This window comes from Micromonospora sp. DT62 (assembly GCF_049847285.1).
Classification (GTDB): Bacteria; Actinomycetota; Actinomycetes; order Mycobacteriales; family Micromonosporaceae; genus Micromonospora; species Micromonospora reichwaldensis.
Map to the genome: position 1 here is coordinate 21,186 of NZ_JBNCOB010000038.1, position 25,849 is coordinate 47,034.

A 25,849-nucleotide genomic window follows, 5' to 3' on the forward strand; every position below is an offset into this window, starting at 1 on the left:
ACCGCAGTACCAGGCAAGACAGCAAGCGAAGGAGCAGCGTCCGTGACGAAGCGGCGAGCAGCAGGCATCGAGTGGAAGACGTTCTGGGCCGTGGTCGCGCCGTTCATCAGCGCGGTGTGGGTGGCGGTGTGGCTGGTCACCGGCTCGCCGGTGTGGATGGCGGGACTGGCCACGGCGCTGCTGGCAGCGGCAGCCGCGTTCGGCGCCCGCCTGCTGGTGCGGATCAGCCCCATGTTCGCCCGGCTCAGCTCGGCGTCGAAGTCCCGGGTGGTGGGCTGGCTGGTGGCGGGGGTGACCGTCTACGCCGCCTGGTCGACCCTGGCGGTGTCGGTGCCGGAGATGTGGCCGGTGTGGGCCCTGGTCCTGCCGGCGCTGGGCGGCATCACGTGGGTGATGGCGCGGGCGCACGAGTACCTGCTGCGGTACGCGCCGCCGCCGGCCGCCCCGGCGCAGACGGCGCTGACCGCCACCGCCCACGCCAACCTTGCGCTGACCAGCGAGGACCTGACCGGCCCGCGTGACGGTGAGCCGCACCTGGCGTGGCTGCTGCGCCTGGCGGTGCGCCGCGCCGGCCTGGAGTGGCTACGGGTGTCCAACCCGCAGATGGTCGGCCCGGCGGACGCGCCGTTCGGCGCGAAGCTCGAAGCGTGGGCGCCGATCGAGCTGCGCCGCGTGGTCAACGGCAAGGTCCGCGTCGAGCAGGCCCCCCGCCTGGACGACCACGACGCCCGCCGCATCGCCCTGGCCCTGCGCGACATCACCCGCCGCGACATCGCCCCTGACTGGGTGTCCATCAGCGAGGACCCCGGCCGGGTCGGCGTCTACACGATCCAGGCCAACACCGAGGACGTCATGAAGCGGATCCGCCCCTACCGCGAGCGCGTCGACGAGCTGGTCGACGCCGCCGGTCGGCCGATCTGGCGACGGCTCGCCGATCCCTCGTACGCGCTGTGGGGCATGGACGGTATGCCGATCGGCGTGGACACGGGCCGGCACGGCTGGATCCTCGGCGCGTCGACCGGCGGCAAGTCCGCCTTCATCCACCGCGAGTGGGCCGACGTCACCCGCTGCGAGGACGCCCTGATCTGGGTAGCCGGCACCCGCAAGCTCTACGACCTGGTCGGACAGTGGCTGGAGCCCTACCTCGGCACCGATCTGCGCCCGCCGCTGGACTGGGTCCGCGCCGACGCCGAGGGCGTACTGCAGATGCTGATCGCCGCGATGGAGATCGCCCGCTGGCGCCAGGACCAGCCCTTCTCCGCCCGCCACGGCTTCAAGAAGATCCTCATCTACATCGACGAGGCCAGCTTCGCGCTGAACACCAAGGTCAAGGTCAAGTACGACGGGGCGGAGGTCACCGCCGGGGACATGTACGCCGAGTGCACCAAGGCGGTCGCCTCTGCCGGGATCTACCTGGTCGCGGCCACCCAGCGCGGGGTGCACCACCAGTTCGGCGACGCCGGCGGCGACGCCAGCGCGAACATCGGCCGCGAGATCGTGCTCATGAGTGGCGACGAGCAGGAAGCCGGCCGGGTCACCGGCAACTACAAGCTGCCCCCGCTGCGCCACCGCGGCGAGTGCTACGCCCGCCTCGGCGACGGCGACCCGGTCCGCGCGAAGATCGAGTACGTCCAGACCTGCGACCCGTCCAAGCCGGTCCTGCACGACGGCCCGAAGGTCGACGAGATTTCGTGGAATCGCCGCTTCCACCAGCGTGAGCTGGACGCCGGGTCGGCGCAGGCCGCCGGCCCGATCTACGCCGGCCGCCACCAGCTCGTCACCGACGACTACCTGGCCGACCTGCGCAGCGCCCGCGCTCGCAGCAAGAAGCCGCAGCCCAGCGCGCCGGAGCGCGACGGCGAGCAGGCGATGGCCTCCGCCGTCGCCAACATCTTCAGCAAGCTCGGCGGCCGGTCCATGCCCGCCCCCGCGCCGGCCGCCAGCGAGGCCCCGGCCGCCGAGCCGGTGGAGCCGACGCCCCTGGCCGGCTATCGCACCCGCGCCGACCGGGTCGAGGCGGCGGTGCGCCTGACCTGGCGCACCAAGAGCACGCCGGCCACGCCGAAGGACATCCTCGCCGTGCTGGTGGAGGGCGGCGACGACACCGCCACCCCGCAGTTGGTGTCCAACGCGCTGACGCAGCTGGGCCAGCAGGGGCGAGTCGTGCGCCCGCAGAACCCGGACGGGCGGCCGGTGACGGGGCAGTACCTGCCGCCCGAGGCCGCCACCACCACCGTCACGGCCAGTAACGCATAACTCCTCATAACCGTGGGGCCCCTCCCCCCGGCGAGGGGCCCCTATGCAGGGGCCGACCCCCCTCCCCCACGCCTGTTATGAGCCCGCCTGTTAGGTCACCGTCCGTATAGGAGACGCCTCATGTCCCGGATTGCTGAGATCGAGTCCGAGATCCGCCGCCTGACGCGCCAGCGCGACGTCCAGCCGGCAGACACCCTCTACGCGCTGACCCACCAGCAGCGCATCGACGCGCTGTCGGTCGAGCTGATGGCGTGGCAGCTCGACCCGGTGAGGATGCGCGCCGCCGAGGGCGCCATCCACGCCGCCGGCCGCCGCCGCCACCGCGCCCACACCGGCCGCCGCCGCTGGCCGGCCGTCGCCGGCGTGAGCGGTCTGCTCGGCGGCGTCGCCACCGCCGGGCACCTCGCCGCCGACGCCGGCGGCCCGCCGGTGTTCGGCGGAGCGCTGCTCACCGCGGCGGCGGCCGCGCTTGCGCTGACCGCCGCCGAACGCGTCCGCGACGCCCGCGAACTCGCCGCCGCCGAGGCCGACATGCACACCGCCCTCGACGAGTACACCGCCGTCGTGGCCAGCCACGCCCGCGCGATCACCCCGGTCCGCCCCCTCGCCATCCACCACCAGGAGACGTCATGCGCCAGCCCGCAGCTCCCGGCAACGAACCGGCCCACCGCCATCAGCACGACTCCGGCCTCTGGCCCCGCCGCTGCTGCGATCGCTGGCCACCCGCAGGCCGCGTCACGACCGTCGGCACCGTCCTCGCCGACCGCCGCCGCCTGATGCACACCGCCAGCTACACCGCCTGGGTCCTGCTCGCCCTGGCCGCCATCGTCGCCGTGCACGCGCTGCTGCTGCCCGCCACCACCGCCTGGGCCGGCGCCCACGGCCTGTGGGGCTGGGCGCTGTGGACGGGCTGGGCCGCCGGCAGCCTCGCCGCCGTGGGTCAGGGCGTGCTCGCCCGCCGCCGCTCCCACATCGCCCTCTACGTCCTGCACGCCGCCGCCGTGGCCGCCGTGCTGATGGGCATCGCCGCCCCCGGCGGATGGGCCCAGGCGCTCACCGCGACCGCCGGCACCGCTGGCGCGTGGCTGGTCGCCATGCTCGCCGCCCGCCGCTGACCCACCCTCCCCAACCGACCGACCCAACGATGAAGGAGAACTACGTGCACACCCCCGACACCGACCCGCAGCACCTGCCCCCGCTCGACGACACCACCACCCCCGCCCATCAGCGGCTGGCGGCCTGGTGGCGCACCGCCCGCATCTCTCGCGCCGTGCAGGCCGTGCGCGAGTGGTGGCTGATCGTCGTGGCCGCGCTGATCGCCCTGATCGTCGCCGGTGCACTGCTGTGGCTGCTGTGGGTCGTCATCGCCGGCCTGTTCACCGCGCTCGGCGGCATCGTCACCGCAGCCGGCGAGGCCGTCCCCACCCTCGGGTCGTGGATTGCCGACGGGCCGATTACCGGCTCGATCTCCGACCCGATGCGCGCCTACCTCGACGCGCACACCACCGGCCTGCCCGCCACCGGCCGCGACGCCTGGATCGCCTGGCTCGTGGCCGTCTGCGTCCTCTACGCCGCCGCCGTCACCGGCTCCACCTACGGCCGTATCGGCTGGGCCGCGATCGGCGCCCTGACCGGCGTGGCCGTCTACGTCGGCGCACCGGCCGGCACCGGACCGGCCGCCGCCGGCCTGACCGCCGTGGTGTGGCTGACCCTGTCCCTGCTCGCCTACGCCAGCCCCATCGCCGGCAACGCCGCCGCCGCGCTGGTCGACGACCTTATCGACGCCCACCACAAGCCCCGCACCAGCGACGCGTCCTGACCGCGCACCCTTTTCCGCCCGCCCGCCGATAGCACCCGCTGAGGAGGATTCATGACCACCACGACCACCCCCACCGCCGCCGCGCCGACGACCACCCCGGTGCGGCTGTACCTGAGCGACAACGACGCCGAGGCCCCCCGCACCGTGGAGCGGGTTGTGACCGGCTGGCCGGTCGCGCCCGGCCTGGCCGTCAACGTCACCGTCGACGACGACGGACAGCGCCTCGACGGCCGCTACAGCCTCACCCACCTGCCCAGCGGCCGGTCCATCGCCCAGAAGGTGTGCGCCCGCCACGTCGACCAGGCGGCCGTCGCCGCGATCGCCACCGGCGTCGACTGGACCGACGACGCCGATCAGATCGTCGCCGACGAGCGGACGGTCTCCCTGCGCCCCGGCCTCGCGGTCTGGGAGTGGTGCGGCTACGACGACGCCTGCCGACCCGAGGCGTACCCGCGCCCCGACTCCCCTACCTACGTCTCGACCAGCCGATAACGCCGCGCGGGCGGCCCCCACGCCTCCTACAGCTCGGGGCCGCCCGCCACCCCACCCAGCCCGCATCGAGCCAGAGGAGCACCCTCATCGTGCCTGACCCCGGAGACCCGACCTACCTCGGCGTCGACTACGCCAGCACCTACGACCCGCGCGCCGCGCGCCGCCACTTCCAGATCCCGACCGCAGGGGCCCACGCGGTTCTGGTGGAGACCGCCACCAACCTCACCAACAGCACCTCCCGCTGCACCGGCTGCGGCACCACCGACAGCGACTTCAGCACGTTGGAGATCCTCGCCCGCGCCGGCGCGCACGCCTCCGCCTGCGGCCGGGGCACCGCCACCGCCGCCCTGGACGCCGAGATCGCCGCCGTGCGCGCCGAGATGCTGCGCGTCGACCCCAAAGCGGCCGGCTACCTGCAGATGTCCGGGGTGCTGCTCGGAGCCGGCCTGGCCGTTCTCGGCGGCGCCGGAGCCAGCGGCCACCTGCCCACCGCTGCCCTGGTCTCCGGCGCGGGCACCGCCGCGGTGGTGCTGACCGCCCTGGTGCTGCTGCTGACCGCCTCCCGGCCCCGTCTCGGCGGCGACTTCGGGTTCCCGGTCTACGCCGACGCCGCCGACGCCCAGGACGTGCTCGCCCGCCTCGTCGCCGGCGATGCCGAGCAGGTCGCGCAGATGACTCCGCTGGCCCGCGCCCGCGAACTGTGGTGGCGTTCCCGCATCCTCCGCGCCAAGTACCGGGCCATCAGCAGGGCCGTGCCGCTATTGCTGGCCGGGTACGCCGGCGCCGCTGTTACCGCTGCCCTGGCGATCTGGGCCCGGTGAGCACCATGATTAATGGCCCGTTCGAGCTGCTCGTGCTCGGCACCACCGACGAGTACCGCCTCGACGTCGTCACCGACCCGGAGCCTGACACCCCGCAGGCCGTCACCTACTTCACCGCCGTCGACCTCGACGCCGCGTGCCGCCAGGCGCAGCGGCTGCTCGACGCCGTTGACGGCCCGGCCAACCGCTACGGCGAGCTGTACGCCCACGACGGCGACGGCACCGCCGTCTACTGCGACACCATTCACCGGCCCGAGTGACCATTCAAAGGACCCGAATGGGCGGCCCAATTGACCGGGCCGCCCATTCGGCTGCATGTATTCAGATTTTCTTGGTCACAAATGCCGCCCGGCTCGTGATGGTATGTCCAGATTTTCCCGGGGGATCCACACAGGACCCTCGGGGACGCCTGGTTTCGGTGCGTGTTGGGCCCCCTGCACGGCTGGCCGTAGCCGTAAGATCCACGGGTTATAACCCCGATCTGATCTTGAGAGGGAGCGCCCGCGCTCAACCCCTAACTGCAGACAGCAAGAGAGCCCCACACCCTCCTTTTTGCTTGGCGGCGAGGAGAGGGTCTGAGGCTCCAACAAGCTCGGAGGACACCATAGCACCCACCTCCGGGCTGGGTGCACTCTTGTCTCTCGACACCTTTTCTGCGTGTCGCGGCAACGCCTTTGCGCGCCCAGTCCCCTCGCATGTCTCTGCCGCCCTTGCGGCAGATCACCTTGGCTCAGGACGTACCCCTGATCGGCCTGCGGCGGTGCCGCGATGATCACGGCACCGAACTTGACCACGCTGTCGGCCGACCGGGTGGCCGCGACCGGGCACTGCCCAGTCTGCGCCGCCGTCGGTCGGGCGGTGCTGGCCGCTCCCGGCCGCGACCGCTGCACGGTGCACCTGGCCCGGCCCGCTCTGTTGGTGGAGACGACCCGCACCGGGCAGGCCCGACTGGTCGCTCCGGCGGGTGCTCGCCGACGGCCGGTGTATCCGACCGGTGTGCAGACGCCGTGCGTGTCCTGCGCCAGTGCGGGCCGGGACACGCAGGGCCTGCCCCGTGATGGTGACGGGTCGGAACCGTTGTGCATTCCGTGCTGGCGCAGCCGCACGGAGCGGGAGCAGCGCCGCCAGGCAGTCGAGCTGCGCGCCGGGGTACTCGACGACGTCGACGACGTCGTGGAGGGCTGTGCGGCGTGTGGTGAGTGGGAGCCGTCGCCGGCGTGCTGGCTGTGTGGCTACTCGTGGCTGGCGGTCATCCGCGAGGAGGTCGCCCTAGAGCAGGAGGCCGAGCAGGCCACCGCGGCGGCCGTCGTCCAGGCGGAGCGGGTCGCGGTGGAGGTCCGCTTCGGCCAGCTCGCCGAGATCACCGAGGCTGAGCAGCGGGTGGCGGAGCTGACCGCGTGGGTGGATCGGCTGCGGGAGGTCATCGAGGCGTTCGCTGGCGGCCGTCGCCGTGGGCGTGCGGTGGTGCACCTGGCCGATCTGCTGGCCCGCCAGGCGTCGGCGAAGGCGTCGAAGCGTGGTCGTCCGTCGGTGCTGGCCCGCGTCGCCGGCGTGCTGGCCGTGGACGCCAACGCCCGGATCACCCGGCCGGGTCGGCTGCGTACCGCCGAGCTGGCCGACTGCCAGCCGCGTACCGTCACCGGCTGCTGGGCCCGCGCCGAGGCCCTGGAGTGGATGGAGCGCACCGCTCAGGGCCGCCGCCTGTCGATGGAGGAGCGGACCCGGCTGGGCCGCACGTACGACCGGGCGGAGTTCGACCTGGCGCCCCTGGGCGGCCGGGAGCGTGCCGTCGCGCGGGAGCCGTACCTGCCGGTGGCGCTGCTGGTGATCGAGGGGCTGCTCGCGCACGCCGTGGCGCTGCTGGAGGCCGCCCAGGACGACGTCGACGCGCTGCACGCCCGCGCCGGCGCGGTGATGGACATGGCCGCCATGGCGCGGCGTGCCCAGCTTCGCCAGGCCGTGGCCGTCGCCCGGGACACCGCCATCGAGGGCGCCGAGGACCTCGCCCGGCACGCGCTGAATATCTGCCACCCCCGCGCAGCGTCTACAGGTATGAGCGTTTACTCCTGGCTCGTGGTTTGGGGTAAGACTCCTCCGTCGATCACTCGCCCTCGGTTGGTGGAGCCGAATCGGCGGGAGAATGGCGCTTCGCGCTCACCAGCAAGAGGGGGGCCACGATCCGTGCGGCGTCCTAGGCCGATCGAGAGGGCATGTGCGCCGTCACGAGGGTCGCGCCGTCCAAATTGGATGGAATGGGGCGCGTACGACCTGGCACGGGCCGCACAGCGGGCCTGGGAGTGGCTGGCGAACGTGCCTCTGCCCCGGGTCGCAGCCACGCTCGGGTCCCGGCTCGGTCCGGGCTGGACGATGCCGGTGCTGCTCGACTGGATCGAGCGCAGCCGTGGCGGCCGGGAGCTGCTCGACGCGCCGAGGTTGCCGCTGGGCTACCTGCGCTCCCTGCTCGACGAATCGCTGACCGGCGACGTCGAGCCGCCGCACCCGGCCCGCCGCTACGACCAGCACCGCGCCCAGGTCGCCGCCGAGCACCGCCGCGACGTCGTCGAGCAGGCCGCCGCGGTGGCCACCGCCCGCGACACCGCTCGCGCCGAGTGGGACAGCCGCGAGCAGGCCCGCCAGGCCGAGCGCGCCGGGTCCGGCGCCGGCCGCCACGCCGCCCTGGCCGCCGCCCGCGCCGCCGCGCGTGGCGACCACGCCGCCGCCCGCGCCATCGCCGCCGACGCGCAGGACTGGCCGGCGGTCGCCCAGCCGGGCGCCGGCCTCCCCCGACTCTGACCCACTAACACCACGTAGCCCAGGTACCTCGGTACAGCCAGGCCCCTCAAATCGCCTCACAGGCGTTCTCAGGGTCCCATTTTGTGATCATGCCACAACAAGATCAGACAGTATCGAATTTCTAGAATCAAGTAACTATTACGACTTCTCAGAAACAGAAACTAGGATAGGATGGGGTCATGACAGAGACGAGTGCGGCGGGCCCCCGGGGCGTGCCGCCGACCTGCAAGTACGACCAGCGGCCCCTGGCCTACGCCGGCCGGGGCCGCCCGCCGGAGTTCTGCCCGGACGACGAGCGCCGGCACCCGGGCGGGAAAAGCTGCCGGCAGATGTACGCCGAGCAGCGGCAGGCGGAGCTGGCCGCCGGCCTGGACAAGCCCCTCGCGGCGTACAGGGAGGCGACGGCGCGGGTGCTGCCGGCGGTGGAGGCCCTCACCGGAGAGCTGGCCACGGTGGTGGGCGCGATGCGCGAGGTAGACGGCTCGGCGGTGGCCCGGGTGGAGCAGGCCGAGGTCGCCGCCGTCGCTGCGGCGCAGCGGGCCCAGAGCGCCAAGGACGACCGCGACAAGGCACTGCGCGAGGCCCGGTCCGCTCGTGTGGGCGAGGCCACCGCGAAGGAGGCGCAGCGGGTGGCGGAACGGCGGGCCCGTGACGCGGAGGCCGAGGCCGAACGCGTCCAGCGCGACGCCTGGCGACAGGTCGCCGACGCTCGCGAGGCCCAGGGCCGTGCCGAGGCCGCCGCCGGCGAACGAGCCCAGGCCGTCATTACCGAGACCGGCCGCCGCGAGGCCGCCGAGCAGCGCGCCGCCGACCTCACCGACCAGCTTAAGACCCTGCGCCGCGACCTCACCGAAGCCCAGGCCGAGGTCCGCAAGGCCGACAAGGCCCTACGGGCGGAGGTCACCCGCGCTGAGCGTGCCGAGGCCACCATCGCGGCCGTCACCGCTGAACGCGATGCTGCCCGCGCCGACGTCGCCCGCCTTACCGCCGACGTCGCCCGCCTGACCTCCGAGGTGGACACCCTCCGCGCCGAGGTCGTCGACGCGCGTACCGCCGGCGAGCAGTTGCGCGTGGAGCTGGCCGCCGCGACCCGCCGCGCCGAGACCGCCGAGGCTCGCGCCAAGCAGGCCGAGGCCACCGCCGCGGCCGTCACCGCCGAACGCGACACCGCCCGCACCGAGCGGGCCGACGCCGAGAACGCCCGCCGGGACCTCGACGCCGAGTTGGGCGCCGCCCGGGCCACCCTCGCCGAGGTCCGCCGCCAGGTCGAGCAGCTCCACACCGAGCGTCGAGCCGCCGAGCAAGCTACCCAGGACGCCCGCGCCGACGTCATCCGACACGAGACCACCGCGACGGCCGCCATCGACCGCGCCCAGGCCGCCGAGGCCCGCGCCGAGCGGCTCCAGGCCGAGCTCAACCAGGCCCGCACCAAGCCGGGCCGGAAGCCGTGACGGCGGGCGATTCCGAGGAATCGCCCGCCGTCATCCGACCGTTCGCGCGGCCGGGGCCGTGTTCTCGCACGACCCCGACCACTACCTCCGGATTCGAAACCGCCGACGGCAACCCCGACACCCGGAAGGCAGGCACCATCATGACCGACCCCCGTACCGACACCCACCCCGACGCTGGCGCGAACACGACCGCGCCGCAGCTGGTGGTGCTCATCGGCCCGGCCGGCGCCGGCAAGTCCACCTGGGCTGGTGCCCACTACCAGCCGCACCAGGTCCACAGCCTCGACTGGCTGCGCGCCGTGGTGTCCGACGACGAGTGCGACCAGGACGCCACCGCCGACGCGCTCGTCCTGCTCACCGCGATCCTGCACACCCGCCTGGCCCGCCGGCTGACCACCGTCGTCGACGCCACCAGCACCAGCGTCGCCGACCGGGCGTGGCTGCTGGGCATCGCCGCCGAGCACCAGGTGCCCGCCGTCGCCGTCACCTTCATCACCCCGCTGGAGGTGTGCCTGGCCCGGCAGGCCGCCCGACCCGGCCCCGCGCCGGGCCGTCGGTGGGGCCCGCCGTGCCGGCCGCCGCCGTCGTCGACCAGCACGCCCGCACCTGCGACGCCCTGGCCACCCTGCACGCCGAGGGCTTTACCCACGTCACCGAGATCGAAGGAGGGGACATCGCCACCGAGATTCACTACCAGACCTACGACGCCGTCACCGACACCGCTGGCGCTGCGACGCTCACCGTGGCGCACCTGGTGGACGGCCTCGGCGAGGCCGACCGCCTGGCCGCCGCTCACGCCGGATCCGACGTCGACGTCGACGTCACCGCCGTCGTGCGCCCGGACGGCCGCGACCTCGTGCGGGAGTGGGAGCGAACCCACGCCGACGTCCTGTGACAGGCCACGCCGGCCCGGGCGGCGGCACCCGCCCCGCCTGACACCACCCGTTCGCGCGGTCGGGGTCGTGCTGGAACACGACCCCGACCACTACCTCCAGCCCCCGAACCGCTGAGCAGCAACCCGAGACACCGAAAGGCAGCATCATCATGACCGAACCCCGCACCTACACCCATCCCGACGTCTACCTGCGCGGCGTCGCCGAGGGCTGGGCCGAGGCCCAGACCGACCCGACCCGCATCGACGACTGGCCCGCCCGGCAGGCCGCCGCCGCGCTCCCGTTCCGGGTCGTGGCCGGCCGCCCGGTCAACCCGTGCGAGTCCACCCCCGTGCGCTACGGCCGCAACCGGCTCGGGCACTGGGGCGAGGCACGCTGCGCCGACGCCGCGGTGACCGCGACCGACGCTACCGGCGCCCGCTGGATCGTCATGATCGAGCGCCCGCGTGGGGACGGCTGGGCGCTGCCCGGCGGCCACATCGAGGCGGGCGAGACCCCCGCGCAGGCGGCGGCGCGGGAGCTGAGGGAGGAGACCGGCCTGGTCGTCACGCTCGCCGACCCGTGGGTGCGGACGCTGCCGGCCCGCTACGTGCCGGACCCGCGTGCCTCGGACGAGGCGTGGATGGTCACCACCCTCACCACGATCGACCTCGGCGTGCACGAGCCGGACCACCTGCCGGCCCTGGTCGCCGGCGACGACGCCCAACGCGCCGAGTGGATCCGCGCCGACAGCTACACCGACCTGGCCCGACACCTGGCCACCACCACCGGTGGCATCGTGTTCTCCGCGCACCAGCAGATGCTCGCCGAACTGCTCGGCGGCCCGACGTGGCCGACGCTGGACATGGTGGCCGAGATCAACGGCATCGCGCTGAGCGACATCGGCGAGGACGGCGACATCATCGCCTTGGGCCACCACGACCCGGCCCGGCTGCTCACCGCGCTGCGCCGCTACGCCCGCGAGGTGTGGGGCGAGGCCCTGGCCCCCGCCGACCCGGCCCACCCCCACGCGCAGATCCGCCACGAGTGGGGCGTCAACACCAGCGAGCCCGCCGGCCCCGACCAGCAGTGGTACCTGGAAACGGCGCCGGCCGACACCCCGGGCGCGTTCCCGATCACCCGCTGGTACGAGAACTGACCCACCGCCCGGTCGCCCGGGCCCAGGCCGCCGAGGCCCGCGCCGAGCGCCTGCAAGCCCAGCTCGACCAGGCCGCACCAACACCGACCCCGACGTACAGCCCCCGGTCGCTCACCTCCGCCACCACCTGGACCGACTGACCACCACCTACCCCCAAGGAGGACAGACATATGGGTTGGATCAACAAAGCGCTCGGCACCGGCCGGGACCTCAACTTCGTCGAGACCGAGCTGGCTGGCATGGGCCCCAAGGACCCGCGCCGGGCCAAGCTCAGCAAGGAGGCCGCCCGCCTCCAGCAGCAGCAGACCACCGAGATCTCCAAGGCCATGCGCAACGGCGCCGACGAGCAGACCGTGCGCTTCGCCCTGGAGCTGCACGGACAGGGAGCCGGCCGCGCCGACAGCCGAGGCCGACCCACCCCCGCGCAGGAACTGCAGCAGATGATCGACCGCCACGGCATCGACACCGTCACCGAGGCCCTGCACCGCAGGAACTGACCAACTGGCCGCGCCGCCGGCCGGGGAGTTCACCGACAACCCGCCCGCTGGCAGGGCGGACGCGCGGGCACAGGACACGAGCCGGGCAGCGGCCCACCCCACGACCCGGACGCCGCCCGCGTTGTGAGACCCCGTCACTATCGATGGCTCCGATCGATGTTCATGGCGAGGGGTCGCACCGTCGACGCCAGTGCCTCCTGCCTCTGCCGCACTCCGTCGATGACGCGCAGCAGGGCCGGCGCCCAGGAGTGGGGCGCCGGCCCTGCGCTGTATCCGGGGCCCTGCCGTGGTCCTTCGAGAGGGCCAGTGGCGCTTGGCGTCGACGAGCTGCACGCCGCCGGGGCCGCCGTCGCCCAGGCGCTTACCGCCGTTCGGTGAGAGGCGTCTTACCCCTTCGGGGTGAGGTCGATCCTGGCTTCCAGGTTGATCGGGTGCACGTTGACGATGATCCTTGCCCGGTCCGGGCCGATGCCGTCGAATGGCTCAGGGAGCGGCTGTCGGCGGGCTGCTGGGGGCGGCCGGGGGCTGCACTCGTGCCAGGCGGGAAGTGATCGCGCCATGGTTGCGGCCGAACTCCTCCATCAACTCGGAGACGCTGGCGCCCTCGGCGGCGCGTCGGGCGAGGCGTTCGTCGTCGACGGGTTCCCACGGCTTGTGTGAGTTGGGGTAGACCCGCCGCAGGTCCTCCATCGTGTACGCCGGCGTCCGAGGCGGTGCCGGCGGCCGGCTGGTGTTCGGTCCGGGAAACGGGCCCAGGCCCAGGGCGTGCAGCTTGTACCGGATGCTATTGGCGGTCCGGCCCAGCTCGGCGGCGATCGTCTCGGCGTCAACCCCGTCGCGGTGTCGGCTGGCCACGTACGCGCTCTCCTGCTCCGACCAGGACCGAGAACGCCGAGGCGACGGGACACGCGCCGACGCGCCGGGGTTCGCCACCGCAGCGAGGAACACCCGCGCCACCAGCGACAGGTCACCGCCCGGCAGGTACCCGGCGAACTCGGCGACGAGCTGGCCGTCGTTGTCGGCGCCGAGCACCTCGACGATCGGGCCATCCACGCCCGTGGTGAGGGTCAGCGTGTAGTGCCGGCCGGCGTCGCTGACCTCCCACGACAGTGCCACCGGAGGGGCCGGAGTCGTGGTCGCTGGCGTGGTGGGAACGGCCGGTGCCGGATCGCGGGCGACCGGCGGCCAGGAGCTGATCGGCAGCCGGTGCAGGTCGAGACCGAACAGCAGCTCGTCGACCGTGTCGGTGCCGTAGTAGACCGCGCCGTCGTCGAGCCGGTAGGCGACCTCGCCGGCCACCCGCTCGTCGATGCTGGACACCGCCACGCGCAGCCTCTGCCCGGCGAAAGGACTGTCGACCCCCGGATCGTCGGGCCCAGGGCGGAACGTCAACGTCGCGTACGTCGCCGGCCCCATCCCCCGATATGTCCTGCCAGGGTCACCGTGCCAGCTGCCGTCCTCGGCCTGAAACGCGTAGATCAGCGCCACGAACGCACCCTACGAGCGACCACCGACAGTTTCAACACCGTCGCCTTACGTGACCTGCTCGCCTGTCGCCCCGGCCGGTACACGGCGCAGCGGTGGCGTGTCAGCGCCGGACCGGACGGCGCTGGCCCCGTCGCTGCGGCGGCGGCTGGGGGGCGCGCACGGTCCAGGGCCGGGTCTGCAGGACGGTGAGCACCTGGCACCGCGAGGCGATCCAGGCCCCGGTGTCGGGACACGTCCAGCAGGCCAGGTCGAGCGCCTTGGTGTGTAGCTCCTTGAGCGGCCGGTTGTAGATCGGCTCGTGATGGCCGATGCGGTTGCGCAGCTCGTGCAGGTCGGCCAGGGGCCCGTGGACATCCCGACGCAGGCGCTGTCCTGGCCAGGCGCCACGCAGGTGTGGCCAGAGGGAGCGGTCGTAGGTGCGGGTAAGCAGGAAGGGCCAGAACCCGAAGGTGAGTTCGGCGACGACCCGCCCGGGAGTCTCCTGCCGCCTGTCGCGGGTGGCCTGCTCGCGCGCCTTGGCGATCTGCTGGTGGCGACGCTCGTCTAGGGCGCCCCCGGGGTCGAGGTACCAGCGCGGCTCTCGGTAGGTCCGGGTGGACCAGTCGGTCAACTGCCGGTGCATGGCGTTGCGGACCAGCACCTCGACGTGGCCCAGCGTGATCCAGAACGCGCCGCTCATCGCGGCGTTCCACTCGTACAGCGCCACCGCCTGGTTGAGGTCGCCGCCAACCGCGGCCTGGTAGGTGCCCAGCCGTTCGGCAGAGAACCGCTGCTGCAGTAGCTGTGCTGTAGCCTCAGACACGCATCCCACTCCATATACGGGGGCCAGTGCCCCGGCTTCCGCGCGCCGGCACAGCGTAGAGCGTGGGCAGCCGCCAGCACGCCAGGCGTGCGGAGACAGGGCGGGAAAACTGAATGGCGCCCACCCGATCCCGGGGGGCGCCATCCAAAGTTTGAAGCCAGAACTCTGGTGGCCCGAAGGCGCCCAGAGCGTTCGCGGATGATTGTACTACAGTTCGCGGCCCGCTGGACTGTCTGCGCAGACGCGGCGTTGCGGTCAGGCCCACCAGGAGGCGACGCGCGAGAAGGATGTGCTCAGGTGGCTGGAGACGCCGAGGCGCTGGGAGCCGCCGGGGCGCGGTGACGGGTACTGCGGTGACGCCATCGACGCCATCGGCGACACCACGGTATCGGCGGCCGAGTGGCAGCGCAGAGCCGAGCCGACCGCGAGCAGGCCGAGACCGACGACGCGGTGTGCCGCACGGTCTACGGCGGCGACATCAACATGATGTCCAAGGGCGACTGGTGACCCCTTCCCAGCCGTCCTCTTTGCTGTCCAATGCAGCTTTCGCGGCCAACCACGTGCGCGGGAAACTCAGACGTCGAGTCTGAGCTTCCCGCGCATTCGACGCCACGCGGCGGTGCTAGGAGCCACCTGACTCTTGGTCGTCGGTAGTCGTGGACAGTCGCAGAAGGAAGTTTGCCAAGGCTCGCAGATCCTCGTTCGTCATCTCTGTCTGCAGCGCTTCCGCAATCTTGTCGGGCGTGCCACCGAGGCGCCTGATGGCGGACGCTGTTGCTGATCTCCGCGGTCTTGGCGTGTGAGGTGCGGGCTCGCTAGGGCTGTTCTCTTGGTTAACCGCGGTTAATCCTGGCGGATCGGTTGGTTGCTGTCGTTGCCGCAGCTCTACAAGCTGTCCGTCAACAGGGAGTTGGTGAAGATCGCGGACGTCTCGGAGGGGAAGCTCCCCCGACCTCAGCAGTGTCTGTACCTCCGGCGCCAGCTTGAGCAGGTTGAGCCGCTGAGTTACCCAGGCAGGGGTGCGAGACAGGCGGGCGGCTGCCGCCTTGCCTGTTCCGCACTCCTGCACAAGGAGTTGTACCGCCTTAGCTTCCTCGATTGGATCGAGGTTCTCGCGGTCGAGGTTCTCGGCGGCGGTGGCGCTGACCCATGCCTCTCTGCTGTCGGCCAAATTGTTCTTGACGACGATGTCCAACGTTGGTTGATTCGCCAGCAGTGCTGCCGCGCGCCGTCTACCGCCGGTGACCTGAACCCATGCGGCCTTCCCGATCGCAGCCTCGTGCTCTGGAAAGATTCGCAGGAAGGCTTCCCTGGCCGCTACGGCGCAGGGTTGGAGTTGGCCGTGTGTGCGCATCGACTCGGCGATGCTCTCGATCTTCGCGTGGTCGGCGTCGAGGTCCCGGGTATTTAGCGGGTTGGCTGCAACCTGGTGGACTCGAGCTGTCCGTGGCGCTGACTCGGCGAAGGCAGGCACCCGCGCCTCTGGTAGCGCCGGCTCGCCAGCGAGGTCCGAAAGATTCACTCGCTTCCCCGCCACGTCAAACCTCCTGGAGGTTCGGCGCGCCGGCCTGCGAGGGGATCGTCGCTCCCCCGCCATAGCCCATCTCCAGCGCCAGCCGGAAGAAGTCCTCACGTGCTTCCATGGCCGTCCGATTCTTCGGGTACTGCGTGACGACCAAGCCCTCCGCAGAAGCTCGGGAGTGCAGCTTGTACCGCCGGATGACGGTGTTACACAACGGCCAGCCCTTGCGGCGGATGAACTGGGCGGTCTGCTGAAGATCGGGAAGCCCGTCTCGCGGGTCCCAGCTGTTGACGACCACCCGGTACGGGATCCCGCGCGGCGCGATGACGGCCTCGATCGTCCGAGTCGTCGGGTCGTAGCAGAGCGGTTCCGGCACCATCGGTACCAACACGTCGTCGCACTCGTCGAGCGCGGCCTGAAGGATGCGTTCATCCTCCAGCGAGCCCGGCGTGTCGACGAAGATGTGCTCGTAGTGCAGGTTCCGCAACTTCCGGAGGTCGCGGGGGTCGTCGACCTGGGCGAAGTCGAACGGCAGCCCTCCTCCTTGCTGTTCCACACGCCTCGACCACCACACCGACGATGCTTGGGGGTCCGTGGACGCAACCATCACCGGGCTCTCTGGATCGCCGACAGCTTCAGCGGTTGACCGGAGAATCGGCTCGGGGTTGACCAAGACGTCGTAGGTCACCGCCCCCAAGTTCACGGCGAGAGTGGTCTTACCGACGCCGCCCTTCTGATTGGCGACGACATGTACCTGAGTCATGCGGACTCCGTTCCGTGTGCTTCCCGGGCCGATCGTGGCCGCGGTACTTCGGATGCCCCGCCATGCTAGGGCTGACCTGGGCCTGGCTAGAAGCCAGGTCCAGGCCCGGCGTGTCCGGTTAACCGCGGTTAATCGAATCGCACCTGTCGCCCTGTCGTCTGAGGCGTCCGCCCTGACCCCCGGCGATCCGGGCGGTGATCGTGCGGGTCACCTCGTGATCGGAGCTGGCGCCCTTCACGCCCGAGCAGGTTGAAAACATCTCAGTGGCATCATCCATGCGGCGTCCACTCTCGGCCGATGAGCCAACTCACGCGAAGCGATGGGTCTAGACACATAGCGTGGTGATCAGGTTGGCTTTACGCGTGACTCGGGTGATGGTCCGACAAGCGAGCCTGTGGCAGGACGCCGTCCGGCTGCTGTTGTTGATTAGCGCTGCGGCGAGGCCTGTGGGCGAGGACGGTGAAGCACCGGCAGGCGCCGTGGGCATTGTTCACACGCAGGTGCGGCTGCAAAAGCTGGACTTCTGGGTCCGCTATCCGGACTACCTCGCCAACGAGCTGCTCAACGAGTACGAGTCCAACCCGGACTCGCCGGGTCTAGTGGACGAGGCCGAACGCATTCTGTCCGCGCAGGAGCCGGACCTGCGGCGCTTCCCGATGTTGCGGCACCGCTTCGGTGCCTTCGAGCAGTTGGACAACGCCCTGTCCGTCCTCATCGAGAAAGGCCTGACGCGCAAGCACGACCGCCTCGGCGAGCGGAGAGTCATCCAGCACAACTACTACCTGCTGGAGAAAGGACGAACGACGGCGGACAGTCTGCTTGCGGAGGCTCCCGTGCTCGCCTGGTACGGCGAACGCACCCGGACCGTGGTGGCTCTCGTAGACGGTCTGGGCGGCAGCCACATCAAGGACCGCCAGTACCTGCAACGCGAGTACGCCGACACCCCAATCGGCTCCTACATTCCGCCGATCACCGAGCAGGCCCGGCGCCGGCTCGCCGCGGTTCGGGCGACCGTTTCAGCCCATTCGAGCGCCGGGGAGCTGGTCCGATGACCGCCACTGCGAGCACGGCCATGCAGACTTGGACGCCGCCCAGCCCCGGCGAGCTGCTGGCGACCGCGGCGGCGAAATCCTCGGCGACCGTGGCCGAGGTGGAGACGGTGCTGCGGGAAGCCGGCATCACGCTGCCCAGCCCGATTCCGGCCCACCGGCGTATCAAGGTGCTGCGGCTGCGCGTCGACGGCGTCAAGAAGACCGGGGAACGGATCAAGGTCGATCAGCGTCTGGATACCGGCGTCTGGGCGATCATGCACCGGAGCAACTCCGCCGGGAAGACGAGCTTGCTCGAGTTCCTGGTATGGGCGCTGCGGGGCCGTCCGCGCGACCTTCCCAACCATGTCAAAGCGTGGGTGCGGCGCATCGCCGTCGATGTCGTCGTCAGCGGCCAGTACGTTCGCGTGGTGCTGAATCAGGCCGTCTCGACCGGGCGGCCACACGTGACGGCTGTGCTGCGGTCGGCAGATGCTGAGGATCAACTGCTTACCGCCACCGATGATGAGCTGCACCCGCTGGTCAGCGCCGATGGCGAGGAGCCGGTGGAGCAGCTCATCGGGGCCTTCATGCGGGAATCCCTCGGCTTGGACTACACGGAACTGTGGAGCCAAACGGGCGGGCTCGATGGCGAGGGCGCCGCCCAGATGCACGGCTGGCCGGCGTACTTCGGCGCCTGCTACCTCAACCCTGGCGGAGACAGGCTTCTGCTCGGCGACGTGCCCGGGCCGCTGTCGGCGAAGCTGCTGGAGCTGTTCATTGGCATCCCGTACGCCTCTCTCCTGACCCACCTCTCGGCCGCGAAAAGGCGGTATACGAAGTCGGTGAACCAAGCCGGCCGTCGCGCTGACCAGGACCGGACGACTCGCAGGGAGGAGCGCGAGCGGTGGCAGCGGGAGTTGGACGACACTCGTCGGCGGCTGGCCGAAGTGCAGCAAGCCGTGGATCCTCGGGCCGAGGCGGCGCTGGCGGCCGTTGACGCTGCGCTGGCCGACCTGCGTGCCGCGAGGGAAGCCTACGCAGCGGCCGACGACGTCTACCTGGCCGCCGAGCAAGCATGGCTACTGGCCGAACAACAGTTGATGGATGCCAAGGAGACGGAGGAGGCCCGGCGCGTGCTGGGCCGCCTGTCACCGACTTGCTGTTCCCGCTGCGAGATGCCCTTCGAGCCGGACCGGTACACCGTCGAGCGCCAGGACGCCTCCTGCGCGGTCTGCACCCGCCCGCTGCCGCCGGTGGACCCGGAGCTGGCGGCAGCCAGGCTCGCCGAGCTGGAGGATCAGCTAGACGACGGCCGGGAGGCGCGGCATCAGGCCAAGGTGCAGCTCGACGCCTACGCCGACGCCGTGGCGCAGGCCCAGCGCCGCCATGAGGCCGCCGTCGCCGACCTCAACGATGTCAGCGTGGCGCGGGCGTATCAGGCCATGCGCGACCTAGAACTCAGGGCGGCGCATTTGGATGGCCAGCTGCAGGCAACCGGATCGGGGGACGACGGGGCCCCCGCTCCGCAGGACCGCGCCGGGCAGGTCCTTCAGGCCGTTCATGGCGTGGTGGAAGGCGTAGTCAAGACAGCAGCAAAGCACCTCTTCCCCGACTTGAACCGTCACATCGTCGATCTTGCACGCTCCTTTGGGGTCGCCGATCTCGACTCGGTGAACGTTCAGCGCAACGGTCGGATCAACGCGGTCAAGGACGGCGAGAAGACGCCCTTCGACGACTTCAGCCGCGGCGAGCGACTGCGTATGCGGATCGCCACCGTGATCGCCATGCTGAGGGTCAGCACTCAGCGAGGCGCCGCGTCCCATCCCGGGCTGCTGCTGATCGACGCCGTCGGGGCCGAGGAGGTGACGACGGAGCCAGGCCGCAAGCTGATCACAGCCCTGCTGGACCTGGCAGACGAGCTACCGGCGCTTCAGATCGTCCTGACGACGGCGACCCCGCCGCTGATCGAAGGTCTTCTTCCCGACGATCGAATCATCACCACCGACGGCAATCACATGTTCTAGCCGGGGAGCATAATTTGCTGGGCTTGGGCGCCCGAACACGGCCAGCGCCGCGTCGACCGGGGAGCACGCGATGAGCATCGTGGAGAACGCCCTTGCAGAGTGGGCCGCAGCCGCACCCCCGGAGCAGCTCGACCGTGGCCCCACCATCACGGACCTCGGCGGTCTGGACGTCGTGCTGGGCGAAGCACAGTCCTTGGCGAGAGGCCCGAACTTTCCCTACCTGCTGCGGGCTGTGGCGCAGGGCGCTTCGCAGCTCACCGACGCCGAGGCGCGGTCGCTCACTGCCGCAGTCGAGGCGGGGTTCCGCGAGCCTTACGCGGCCTGGACCTTGGCCGAGGCTCTGGACATCCTGTACCAGCATCCCGACCTGCTGAGACGGTGCAGCAAGAGCACCGCGCGCTCCCTCGCCAGCCACGCAACCGATGCGCTGCAGGGCCACCACGATCCGGCGTACGCCCACCCCGCGATCGCCGGGCTGCTGCAGCTGTCCATCAGTGAGCACGCCAACCCCCACCAAGTCTTGTGGCTACTCACTGAGATTGACGGCACGGAATCCGTCGACGCGTTGGAACGCCTGCCTCTGCTCATCGGCGTCGCGCACGACCACTACGAGGACCACGACCTCGTCGCGGTGTTGCAGACCCTTGAGCAGCATCCCGACCTTCCACCGGCCACCCGCAACGACGCCCGGTACGAGTTGGCCGTGGCCGCCCTGCGCGCCGGCCTGCAGTCCTCAGATCGGGTTGAGGTGACACGACTGCTGCGTGACGCCGCGATGCTCATGCACCGAGTCGACGACGCCCAGGAAGCCCGCCTCGACGCGCGAGCCTACGGCCTCGCCCTCGATGCCGTGCTCCTGTTCACGGATCTCGCATCAGGGCCGGTGCCCGCCATCCGCGACCGCATCGCCGCCACTGCCGACTCCCTCGGCGCCGTGGTCACGCAGCGGGCCGCCTGGTCCTGCCGGATGCACCAACCGCGCTGGCTCGAAGCGCGCGGTCACACCGAGGCCGCCTGGGCCCAGCTCGTGACGACCCTGACGAACGCCGCGACGTACCTGCACGAGCCCAGCTGGTACGACGCCAGCGCCGCGTTGACGGGCGTGCTGCAGATCTACGAAGCCAGCCGCGCCGTCTATACGCACGCCGCTGAATCGGGTGGGCTCGAAAAGATCGTGTCGCCCTCGGTGGAAGCTGCGTTCATCAACGAGTTGGGCCTGCTCCATCACCTGGATCAGGCGCTGGAGGTCGATCCCGACCTGGCAGCGCATCCTGATGCCCGTAGCCTGGCCGCCGCCATTGGCATCCGCCGTGCAGCCCTCGGCACCGGATCACCCGCGGAGCCGCCGGGAAAACCGGCGGCCGGGCAGCCGGTGTTGGAGCTGCTCGCCGCCGTTGAGGACCCGGATCTCCAGGAGCGTCTGCGCAAGGAGGTGCTCGACCACGAGCGCGGCTATGCCCTTACAGGAAACGTTCTGCTAGATCAGCAACTTGAGCGACTCCTCGGTCAACTGTCCCGCAGTTCCGCCTGGCACCATCCGGTAAGCACCCACTTCACCGGCCTTCTGAACCACGTCCTGCAGTTCCTGCACCATCGCTTCGACGCCCAGGCTGACCTTTTGGGCACCGTGACGGCCTACCTCGGTCCTAACCCGTCCGGCAAGCAGTGGCCGGAGAAGTCCCTGCAGAACGACTGCCTGCAACACCTGACCATCAGGCTGCCGAGCGGAACGGTGCAGCGCGAGGTAGTAGACGTCGCATCTGGGCGCACCGACATCACCTACACCCCATCACCGGGGATGCGGTTCAACGTAGAGGTGAAGCGTCACAGCAGCGGCTGGACAGCAACCGGATTGGAGGACAAGTACATCGCCCAGGCAGTGAACTACACCGTGACCACTCCGCCGTTCGGCATCCTCCTCATCGGTGACCACAGCAACCACGCAAGCGGTTACACCAGCTTTGACGACAGCGTGTGGATTGCGTCCCGAGCACGTACACCCACCGAGACCCCACGCCTGATCGTCATCGGCGTCCTGCCGATTGGCCGCCCTACACCCTCTGCCCTCCGATGGAGCAGCACACCGGCCTGACTTGGGTGTTCACGGTTCCGGCTACCTGCTCTTCCGTTCCCGGGCGACGCGGGCAGGGCGTCAGTCGATGGTGTGGGTGACTGTGCAGTCGTGCCCGGCGGCCTGGAGTACCGCAGCGAAGGCCTCGGCCCAGGCGATCGCGGGCTCGTAGTCGAAGGTCGGCGCGCAAATCGTCGCGCCGACCTCGTCAGGCAGGACGTGGCCTTGGGCGAGCAGCCAGGCGACGAACGGGGTGGCCGGGTTGGAAAAGATGACCCAGGCGAAGCCGGCCGCGCCTTCGGCGATGACCTCCACACCTGGGCCGCCGGTGAACGCGAGCGGGGTGGGTCGGCAGTTGCGGCGGGCTTGCTCAGCGACCTCGACGGCGATCGCGTAGAGGGCGGCCCAGTTCCCGGCTTCGAGGGCCTGGTCCCGCTCCACAACCCCTTGCTTCTTGCCGGGGGTCAACGTGACCAGTTGGACGGGACCGTCGTCTTCGATCTTCCACGCGGAGGTGACCATGCCAGTCCTGCCGTTGAGGCCGAGCACAGGGGCGGTGATCTCGAACCGCAAGTGCTGCCGCTGACCGAAGCGGGGCTCGTCACGGAATTTCGCTGGGTCGCTGGCGGTCAGCGCGGAGATGAGCTGGATCGCGAGGAGTCGCCAGTCCTCTTGTTCGAGGCCAAGGGCCGTGCGGAAGAACGTGGCCTTGGCCGCGCCCTTCTCGTGGGTGGGGTTCAGGGCATAGCCATGAAGTTTGCCGTGCAAGTCGTTGACGACCGGGTGCTTGCGGCCGGCCGTGAAGACAAGGGATCGTTCGGCTTGGGTGTAGTCGGCGAGCAGGGCAATGAGGGCTTCCTGGTAGGTCTGCGGGTTCGCGTCGGTGGTCGGGGTAATGAGGTCCCAGGGGACACGGACGTCGCGGGCGCGCAGTGGAGTGGGGCCCGGACCGTACCCAATGACCGGCAGACCGTGGAAGACCTCGCGGGGGTTGAGGTGCTCGGGAGCGTCGTCGATCCAGCCCTGGTTGTAGCGCCAGCCGGGGATGAGGGAGAAGACCCGGTGGTGCAGCGGGTCGGCCGGGTTGACGGCCATCATCCCGACGTACCAAGGGTGGGCGTTCAACGCCTGATGGAGCGGCTCATGCAGGGCGGCTGGCAGATTGGAGATGACGCCGAGGTAGATGCGGTTGTTGCCGAGCAGCCATGGAACGGTTGCGGCCGGGATCACCCAGCGGGCGTCCGCATCTCGGCACAGGTTACTGGCGGAGGTCCACAACAAAAATAGGTCAAGGTCCATGGTCAGGGTGCCGTCCGAATCGGCGCTCGCCGGCCGGAAAACGGGCAGCATGAGCGAGCCCCACCAGGTCTGGAACCGGCAGGCATGGTGTGGATCGAGGGTTAGGATTACGTCTAGGACTACGCGCTTGACGGTGGGGCCGTACTCGTCGTTGAAGGGCTCGCCGTCGAAGAGCTGGGCATTGATGAACAGGGCGACAGGCGCAGTTGACTGGTCGTCGGTGGCGCGGTCGAGGGTCACCCGGGCGAGTATTCGCCCCGCGAGCATCGGCGGCAATGGGCTTCCGGGCACGGACCCGTCCAACACGGATCGCTGCCCAGGAGATGCTCGAACGGCGGCATGCAGCCCAGGCGGGATCAAGTTCACGGTCCAGCACTACGCCATCACCCGGGACCTGCCTATTGCATCGCTACCCCCCGATGGATCACTACCCACAGCAGCGGCCGGCGCTACACCAGCGTGGCCACCCGTACGTCCGGGCCGACGGCTGGGCTCCCCCCACGGTTGCCCGTGAAGAGCTCTACGCCCGCGCCCAGCGACTGGCTAAGACGGCAGCTCGCCCGCCGGTCCTGTACTGATCGGCAATTCCGGTGGGGGTGAGGTGTCAGCGGCTACCGGCACTCCGGTCGTAGAGTGCGACACGAGACTCGCGCTGACATCGATCTCAGGAGGAATCCGTCTATGGCCGACACGACCAACCTGCGAGAGTTGGCCGCCCGGCTCGGCCCGGTCGCCCAGCAGTACCGCGCCCTGGTGGAGGGCTACGTCGATGACGAGTCCCTGCCCAAGGCTCTGCAACTGGCGCCGATCGCCGGCGAGATCGCAGTGCTGACTGGATACGTGCTCAACACGACCGGGGACCCGGCCGGCACCGGCAGGCACAACTTGCAGGCATTGGCAGGGCTCGGCCGCCGGTTGGCCGAACTCGCCGACGCCGCCGCTCGCCGCGAGCCCATCCCCGCAGACATCCAGCGGCCGTCAGTGCCATGAGCGATTCGCGGCCCCCCGTTACGCCGCCAGCCACGTGCCGGGCCTTCGCCGAGACCTAGCCGGCTGGTATGGCGGTTTACAAGGGCGTCCACTTCTACCTGTGGGCGATCGCCTTGGGCCGTTAGCCGATTCGCCCGCCCGGCCCGCCAGAGGAGGTCGCGCAGCTGCTCGCTGCCGCAGAGGTGACCGGCTGTGCGAGGGTGACCTGGTACGTCGATGAGGACCTGTGCGCGCTGCTGAACGCCGCGCACCCGCCCAGGTTGAGCTCTGGTGCTATGCGAGCGGGCGAGGGGCCAACACCCAGTCACCGCAGACCTGATCGCCGACCTGGTCACCACCCGGGGCGGCGGACCCGCTGCTCGCCCCCTTCGCCCCCGACCGGTTCGCACCGGCCGGCACATCGAGCCGGCGGTGCCGGCCGCCGACGGCCGGTCCGGCCCCTTCACACGTGAACTCCAGGAACCCTGATTTTCTGGCGGGCGGCCCCCGCCCAGGCGGTGCGGTCGGGAGCGGAAGGCGCCAGGGTTTGGGGATGCTGCAGTCAGGCCTAGCGTTACTTACCGTGACGCCCGGGCTTGGGCGGGAGCACACGAGAGGGCACCTACGGAAGAGCTAGACGCCTTGGCGCTTACCGGTGGCGGACTCCCGCTGTGTCGTACATCACTTCGACTGCTTTCTGCGGCAAAGCGGTCGAAGTGCGCGAACGGAACATGTTGGCGAGTGGCCGCAATATGAGCTTGCTTCGTTTTTGGCGTTCGATGCGGATCTGGAAGTGGTCGGAGGGTGCCTGGTCGTTGTCGGTGGCGCCCCTTCAGGCGCTCAGGTTCCTCTGGGGGCGCCGGGGGCGGCAGGGCGGAGAGTGCTTGCCTGGCAAGTTGATCTTCAAGTTCCCCCGAGGCTCAAGACGCGGCGACGGCGAGGTTGATCGAGCGGGGGCCAAGCGTCGTCTGGCGTGGAGGCGACAGCTATATGAGCGGCGCCAGTCCACTGGTCACTCGTCGCAGTAGGCAGGCCCAATCCGATCAGTGTGTAGCTCTGCCGAGGCTCGACCAGCATTGGACGGTCGTTGGGCGAGCGTCAGCGGTAAACGCGTGTCTGCTTCGTTCGGTCGTTTTTGGTCAAGTTCTTGTGGCTTGGGTTCGAGCGTCTGGCGTTGGCGGGGGCGGGGCATGAGGCCGGGGCGGGCCGGGGCATGCGGCCGCGGCGGGGGCGGGGCATGAGGCCGGGGCGGGCCGGGGCATGAGGCCGAGGCGACTGCTCACGGATCGACCGCTCGCCGACTGCCCGACCGACCTGACCGTTGACTGCCCGACCGACCTGACCGTTGACCGACTGACCGTTGACCGACTGACCTGACCGACTGACCTGACCGACTGACCTGACCGACTGACCGACTCCCTCGCCGGCTGACCGACTGCCGGACCGCCCGGCGCCGTCCGCCGGGTGGCCCGCCCGGCATCGCCCGCGGCCGCCTGGTGTCGGTCGAGATCTCCTTCGAGACCTGTCTCCAGTTCCGTGGACCGCTCTCGGTCTCCGTGGACCGCTCTCGGTCTCCGTGGACCGCTCTCGGTCCTCCGTGGACCGCTCTCGGTCTCCGACCCACAGACCGAGCTGCACTCGGTCCGGTACTGCGTGCTGCCGTGGCGGTACCGCCCGACCGGTACTGCGTGCTGCCGTGGCGGTACCGCCCGACCGGTAC

The 25,849-nt window shown here is 70.6% G+C and carries 21 protein-coding genes and 1 pseudogene; 17 read left to right on the plus strand and 5 right to left on the minus strand.

The window, feature by feature from the left end; translation table 11 throughout:
- Positions 1-42: 42 nt before the first annotated feature.
- The 13 genes and pseudogenes from ACPXCB_RS30230 (at position 43) to ACPXCB_RS30290 (ending at position 12,160) form a co-directional block, all read left to right on the plus strand.
- On the plus strand, positions 43-2,256 hold the full coding sequence (locus ACPXCB_RS30230) for a hypothetical protein (RefSeq protein WP_425879409.1): 2,214 nt from the start codon (positions 43-45) through the stop codon (positions 2,254-2,256).
- A 120-nt stretch (positions 2,257-2,376) separates the two neighbouring features.
- Positions 2,377-3,033 carry a hypothetical protein gene (locus ACPXCB_RS30235; RefSeq protein WP_425879411.1) on the plus strand — a complete coding sequence of 219 codons (657 nt, stop codon included), beginning with the start codon at positions 2,377-2,379 and terminating at the stop codon, positions 3,031-3,033.
- On the plus strand, positions 3,033-3,371 hold the full coding sequence (locus ACPXCB_RS30240) for a hypothetical protein (protein ID WP_425879413.1): 339 nt from the start codon (positions 3,033-3,035) through the stop codon (positions 3,369-3,371). Before ACPXCB_RS30235 ends, ACPXCB_RS30240 begins: the two co-directional genes overlap by 1 nt.
- A gap of 29 nt (positions 3,372-3,400) precedes the next feature.
- On the plus strand, positions 3,401-4,075 hold the full coding sequence (locus ACPXCB_RS30245; RefSeq protein ID WP_425879414.1) for a hypothetical protein: 675 nt from the start codon (positions 3,401-3,403) through the stop codon (positions 4,073-4,075).
- Positions 4,076-4,126: 51 nt separating this feature from the next.
- Positions 4,127-4,567 carry a hypothetical protein gene (locus ACPXCB_RS30250; protein ID WP_357978400.1) on the plus strand — a complete coding sequence of 147 codons (441 nt, stop codon included), beginning with the start codon at positions 4,127-4,129 and terminating at the stop codon, positions 4,565-4,567.
- A gap of 89 nt (positions 4,568-4,656) precedes the next feature.
- Positions 4,657-5,388, plus strand: coding sequence for a Pycsar system effector family protein (locus ACPXCB_RS30255; RefSeq protein ID WP_357978403.1), 732 nt, complete (start codon positions 4,657-4,659; stop codon positions 5,386-5,388).
- Positions 5,389-5,393: 5 nt separating this feature from the next.
- Positions 5,394-5,648, plus strand: coding sequence for a hypothetical protein (locus tag ACPXCB_RS30260; protein WP_425879416.1), 255 nt, complete (start codon positions 5,394-5,396; stop codon positions 5,646-5,648).
- A 508-nt stretch (positions 5,649-6,156) separates the two neighbouring features.
- Positions 6,157-8,181 carry a hypothetical protein gene (locus ACPXCB_RS30265; RefSeq protein WP_425879417.1) on the plus strand — a complete coding sequence of 675 codons (2,025 nt, stop codon included), beginning with the start codon at positions 6,157-6,159 and terminating at the stop codon, positions 8,179-8,181.
- 179 nt (positions 8,182-8,360) lie between these two features.
- Positions 8,361-9,632, plus strand: coding sequence for a hypothetical protein (locus ACPXCB_RS30270; protein ID WP_425879419.1), 1,272 nt, complete (start codon positions 8,361-8,363; stop codon positions 9,630-9,632).
- A gap of 140 nt (positions 9,633-9,772) precedes the next feature.
- Positions 9,773-10,111, plus strand: a pseudogene (locus ACPXCB_RS30275) (AAA family ATPase); the annotation flags it as partial.
- Positions 10,112-10,200: 89 nt separating this feature from the next.
- On the plus strand, positions 10,201-10,527 hold the full coding sequence (locus ACPXCB_RS30280) for a hypothetical protein (protein ID WP_425879440.1): 327 nt from the start codon (positions 10,201-10,203) through the stop codon (positions 10,525-10,527).
- A gap of 149 nt (positions 10,528-10,676) precedes the next feature.
- A complete protein-coding gene (locus ACPXCB_RS30285) occupies positions 10,677-11,663 on the plus strand; it encodes an NUDIX domain-containing protein (RefSeq protein WP_425879421.1) in 987 nt (328 codons plus the stop codon).
- A 170-nt stretch (positions 11,664-11,833) separates the two neighbouring features.
- The gene (locus ACPXCB_RS30290; RefSeq protein ID WP_425879422.1) at positions 11,834-12,160 is read left to right on the plus strand and encodes a hypothetical protein; all 327 of its coding nucleotides are present in this window, start codon (positions 11,834-11,836) and stop codon (positions 12,158-12,160) included.
- A 483-nt stretch (positions 12,161-12,643) separates the two neighbouring features.
- On the opposite strand, the gene ACPXCB_RS30295 is transcribed toward ACPXCB_RS30290, so the two are convergent.
- The 4 genes from ACPXCB_RS30295 to ACPXCB_RS30310 form a co-directional block, all read right to left on the minus strand.
- Positions 12,644-13,648 carry a hypothetical protein gene (locus ACPXCB_RS30295; RefSeq protein ID WP_425879424.1) on the minus strand — a complete coding sequence of 335 codons (1,005 nt, stop codon included), beginning with the start codon at positions 13,646-13,648 and terminating at the stop codon, positions 12,644-12,646.
- Positions 13,649-13,748: 100 nt separating this feature from the next.
- Positions 13,749-14,450: a hypothetical protein gene (locus ACPXCB_RS30300; protein ID WP_425879426.1), complete on the minus strand. Its 702-nt coding sequence runs from the start codon at positions 14,448-14,450 to the stop codon at positions 13,749-13,751.
- Between the two features lie 622 nt (positions 14,451-15,072).
- Positions 15,073-15,987 (minus strand): ParB/RepB/Spo0J family partition protein, encoded by a 915-nt coding sequence (locus ACPXCB_RS30305; RefSeq protein WP_425879428.1) that lies wholly within the window; start codon positions 15,985-15,987, stop codon positions 15,073-15,075.
- A gap of 1 nt (position 15,988) precedes the next feature.
- Complete coding sequence (locus ACPXCB_RS30310; RefSeq protein ID WP_425879429.1) at positions 15,989-16,735, minus strand: ParA family protein; 747 nt, start codon at positions 16,733-16,735, stop codon at positions 15,989-15,991.
- A 338-nt stretch (positions 16,736-17,073) separates the two neighbouring features.
- Between ACPXCB_RS30310 and ACPXCB_RS30315 the strand changes: the two genes are divergently transcribed.
- The 3 genes from ACPXCB_RS30315 to ACPXCB_RS30325 all read left to right on the plus strand — a co-directional run bounded on the left by ACPXCB_RS30315 (position 17,074) and on the right by ACPXCB_RS30325 (position 21,882).
- Entirely contained in the window at positions 17,074-17,787 is a 714-nt protein-coding gene (locus ACPXCB_RS30315; RefSeq protein ID WP_425879431.1) for a hypothetical protein, read from the plus strand.
- Positions 17,784-19,790 carry a hypothetical protein gene (locus tag ACPXCB_RS30320; protein WP_425879433.1) on the plus strand — a complete coding sequence of 669 codons (2,007 nt, stop codon included), beginning with the start codon at positions 17,784-17,786 and terminating at the stop codon, positions 19,788-19,790. Before ACPXCB_RS30315 ends, ACPXCB_RS30320 begins: the two co-directional genes overlap by 4 nt.
- Before the next feature lie 70 nt (positions 19,791-19,860).
- Positions 19,861-21,882: a hypothetical protein gene (locus ACPXCB_RS30325; protein ID WP_425879435.1), complete on the plus strand. Its 2,022-nt coding sequence runs from the start codon at positions 19,861-19,863 to the stop codon at positions 21,880-21,882.
- A gap of 60 nt (positions 21,883-21,942) precedes the next feature.
- Here ACPXCB_RS30325 and ACPXCB_RS30330 read toward each other — a convergent pair whose 3' ends face one another.
- On the minus strand, positions 21,943-23,400 hold the full coding sequence (locus tag ACPXCB_RS30330) for a DUF6883 domain-containing protein (RefSeq protein ID WP_425879437.1): 1,458 nt from the start codon (positions 23,398-23,400) through the stop codon (positions 21,943-21,945).
- A 441-nt stretch (positions 23,401-23,841) separates the two neighbouring features.
- On the opposite strand from ACPXCB_RS30330, the gene ACPXCB_RS30335 reads away from it, so the two are divergent.
- Positions 23,842-24,150, plus strand: a complete 309-nt coding sequence (locus ACPXCB_RS30335; RefSeq protein WP_425879439.1) for a hypothetical protein — start codon at positions 23,842-23,844, stop codon at positions 24,148-24,150.
- The last annotated feature ends 1,699 nt before the right edge of the window (positions 24,151-25,849 follow it).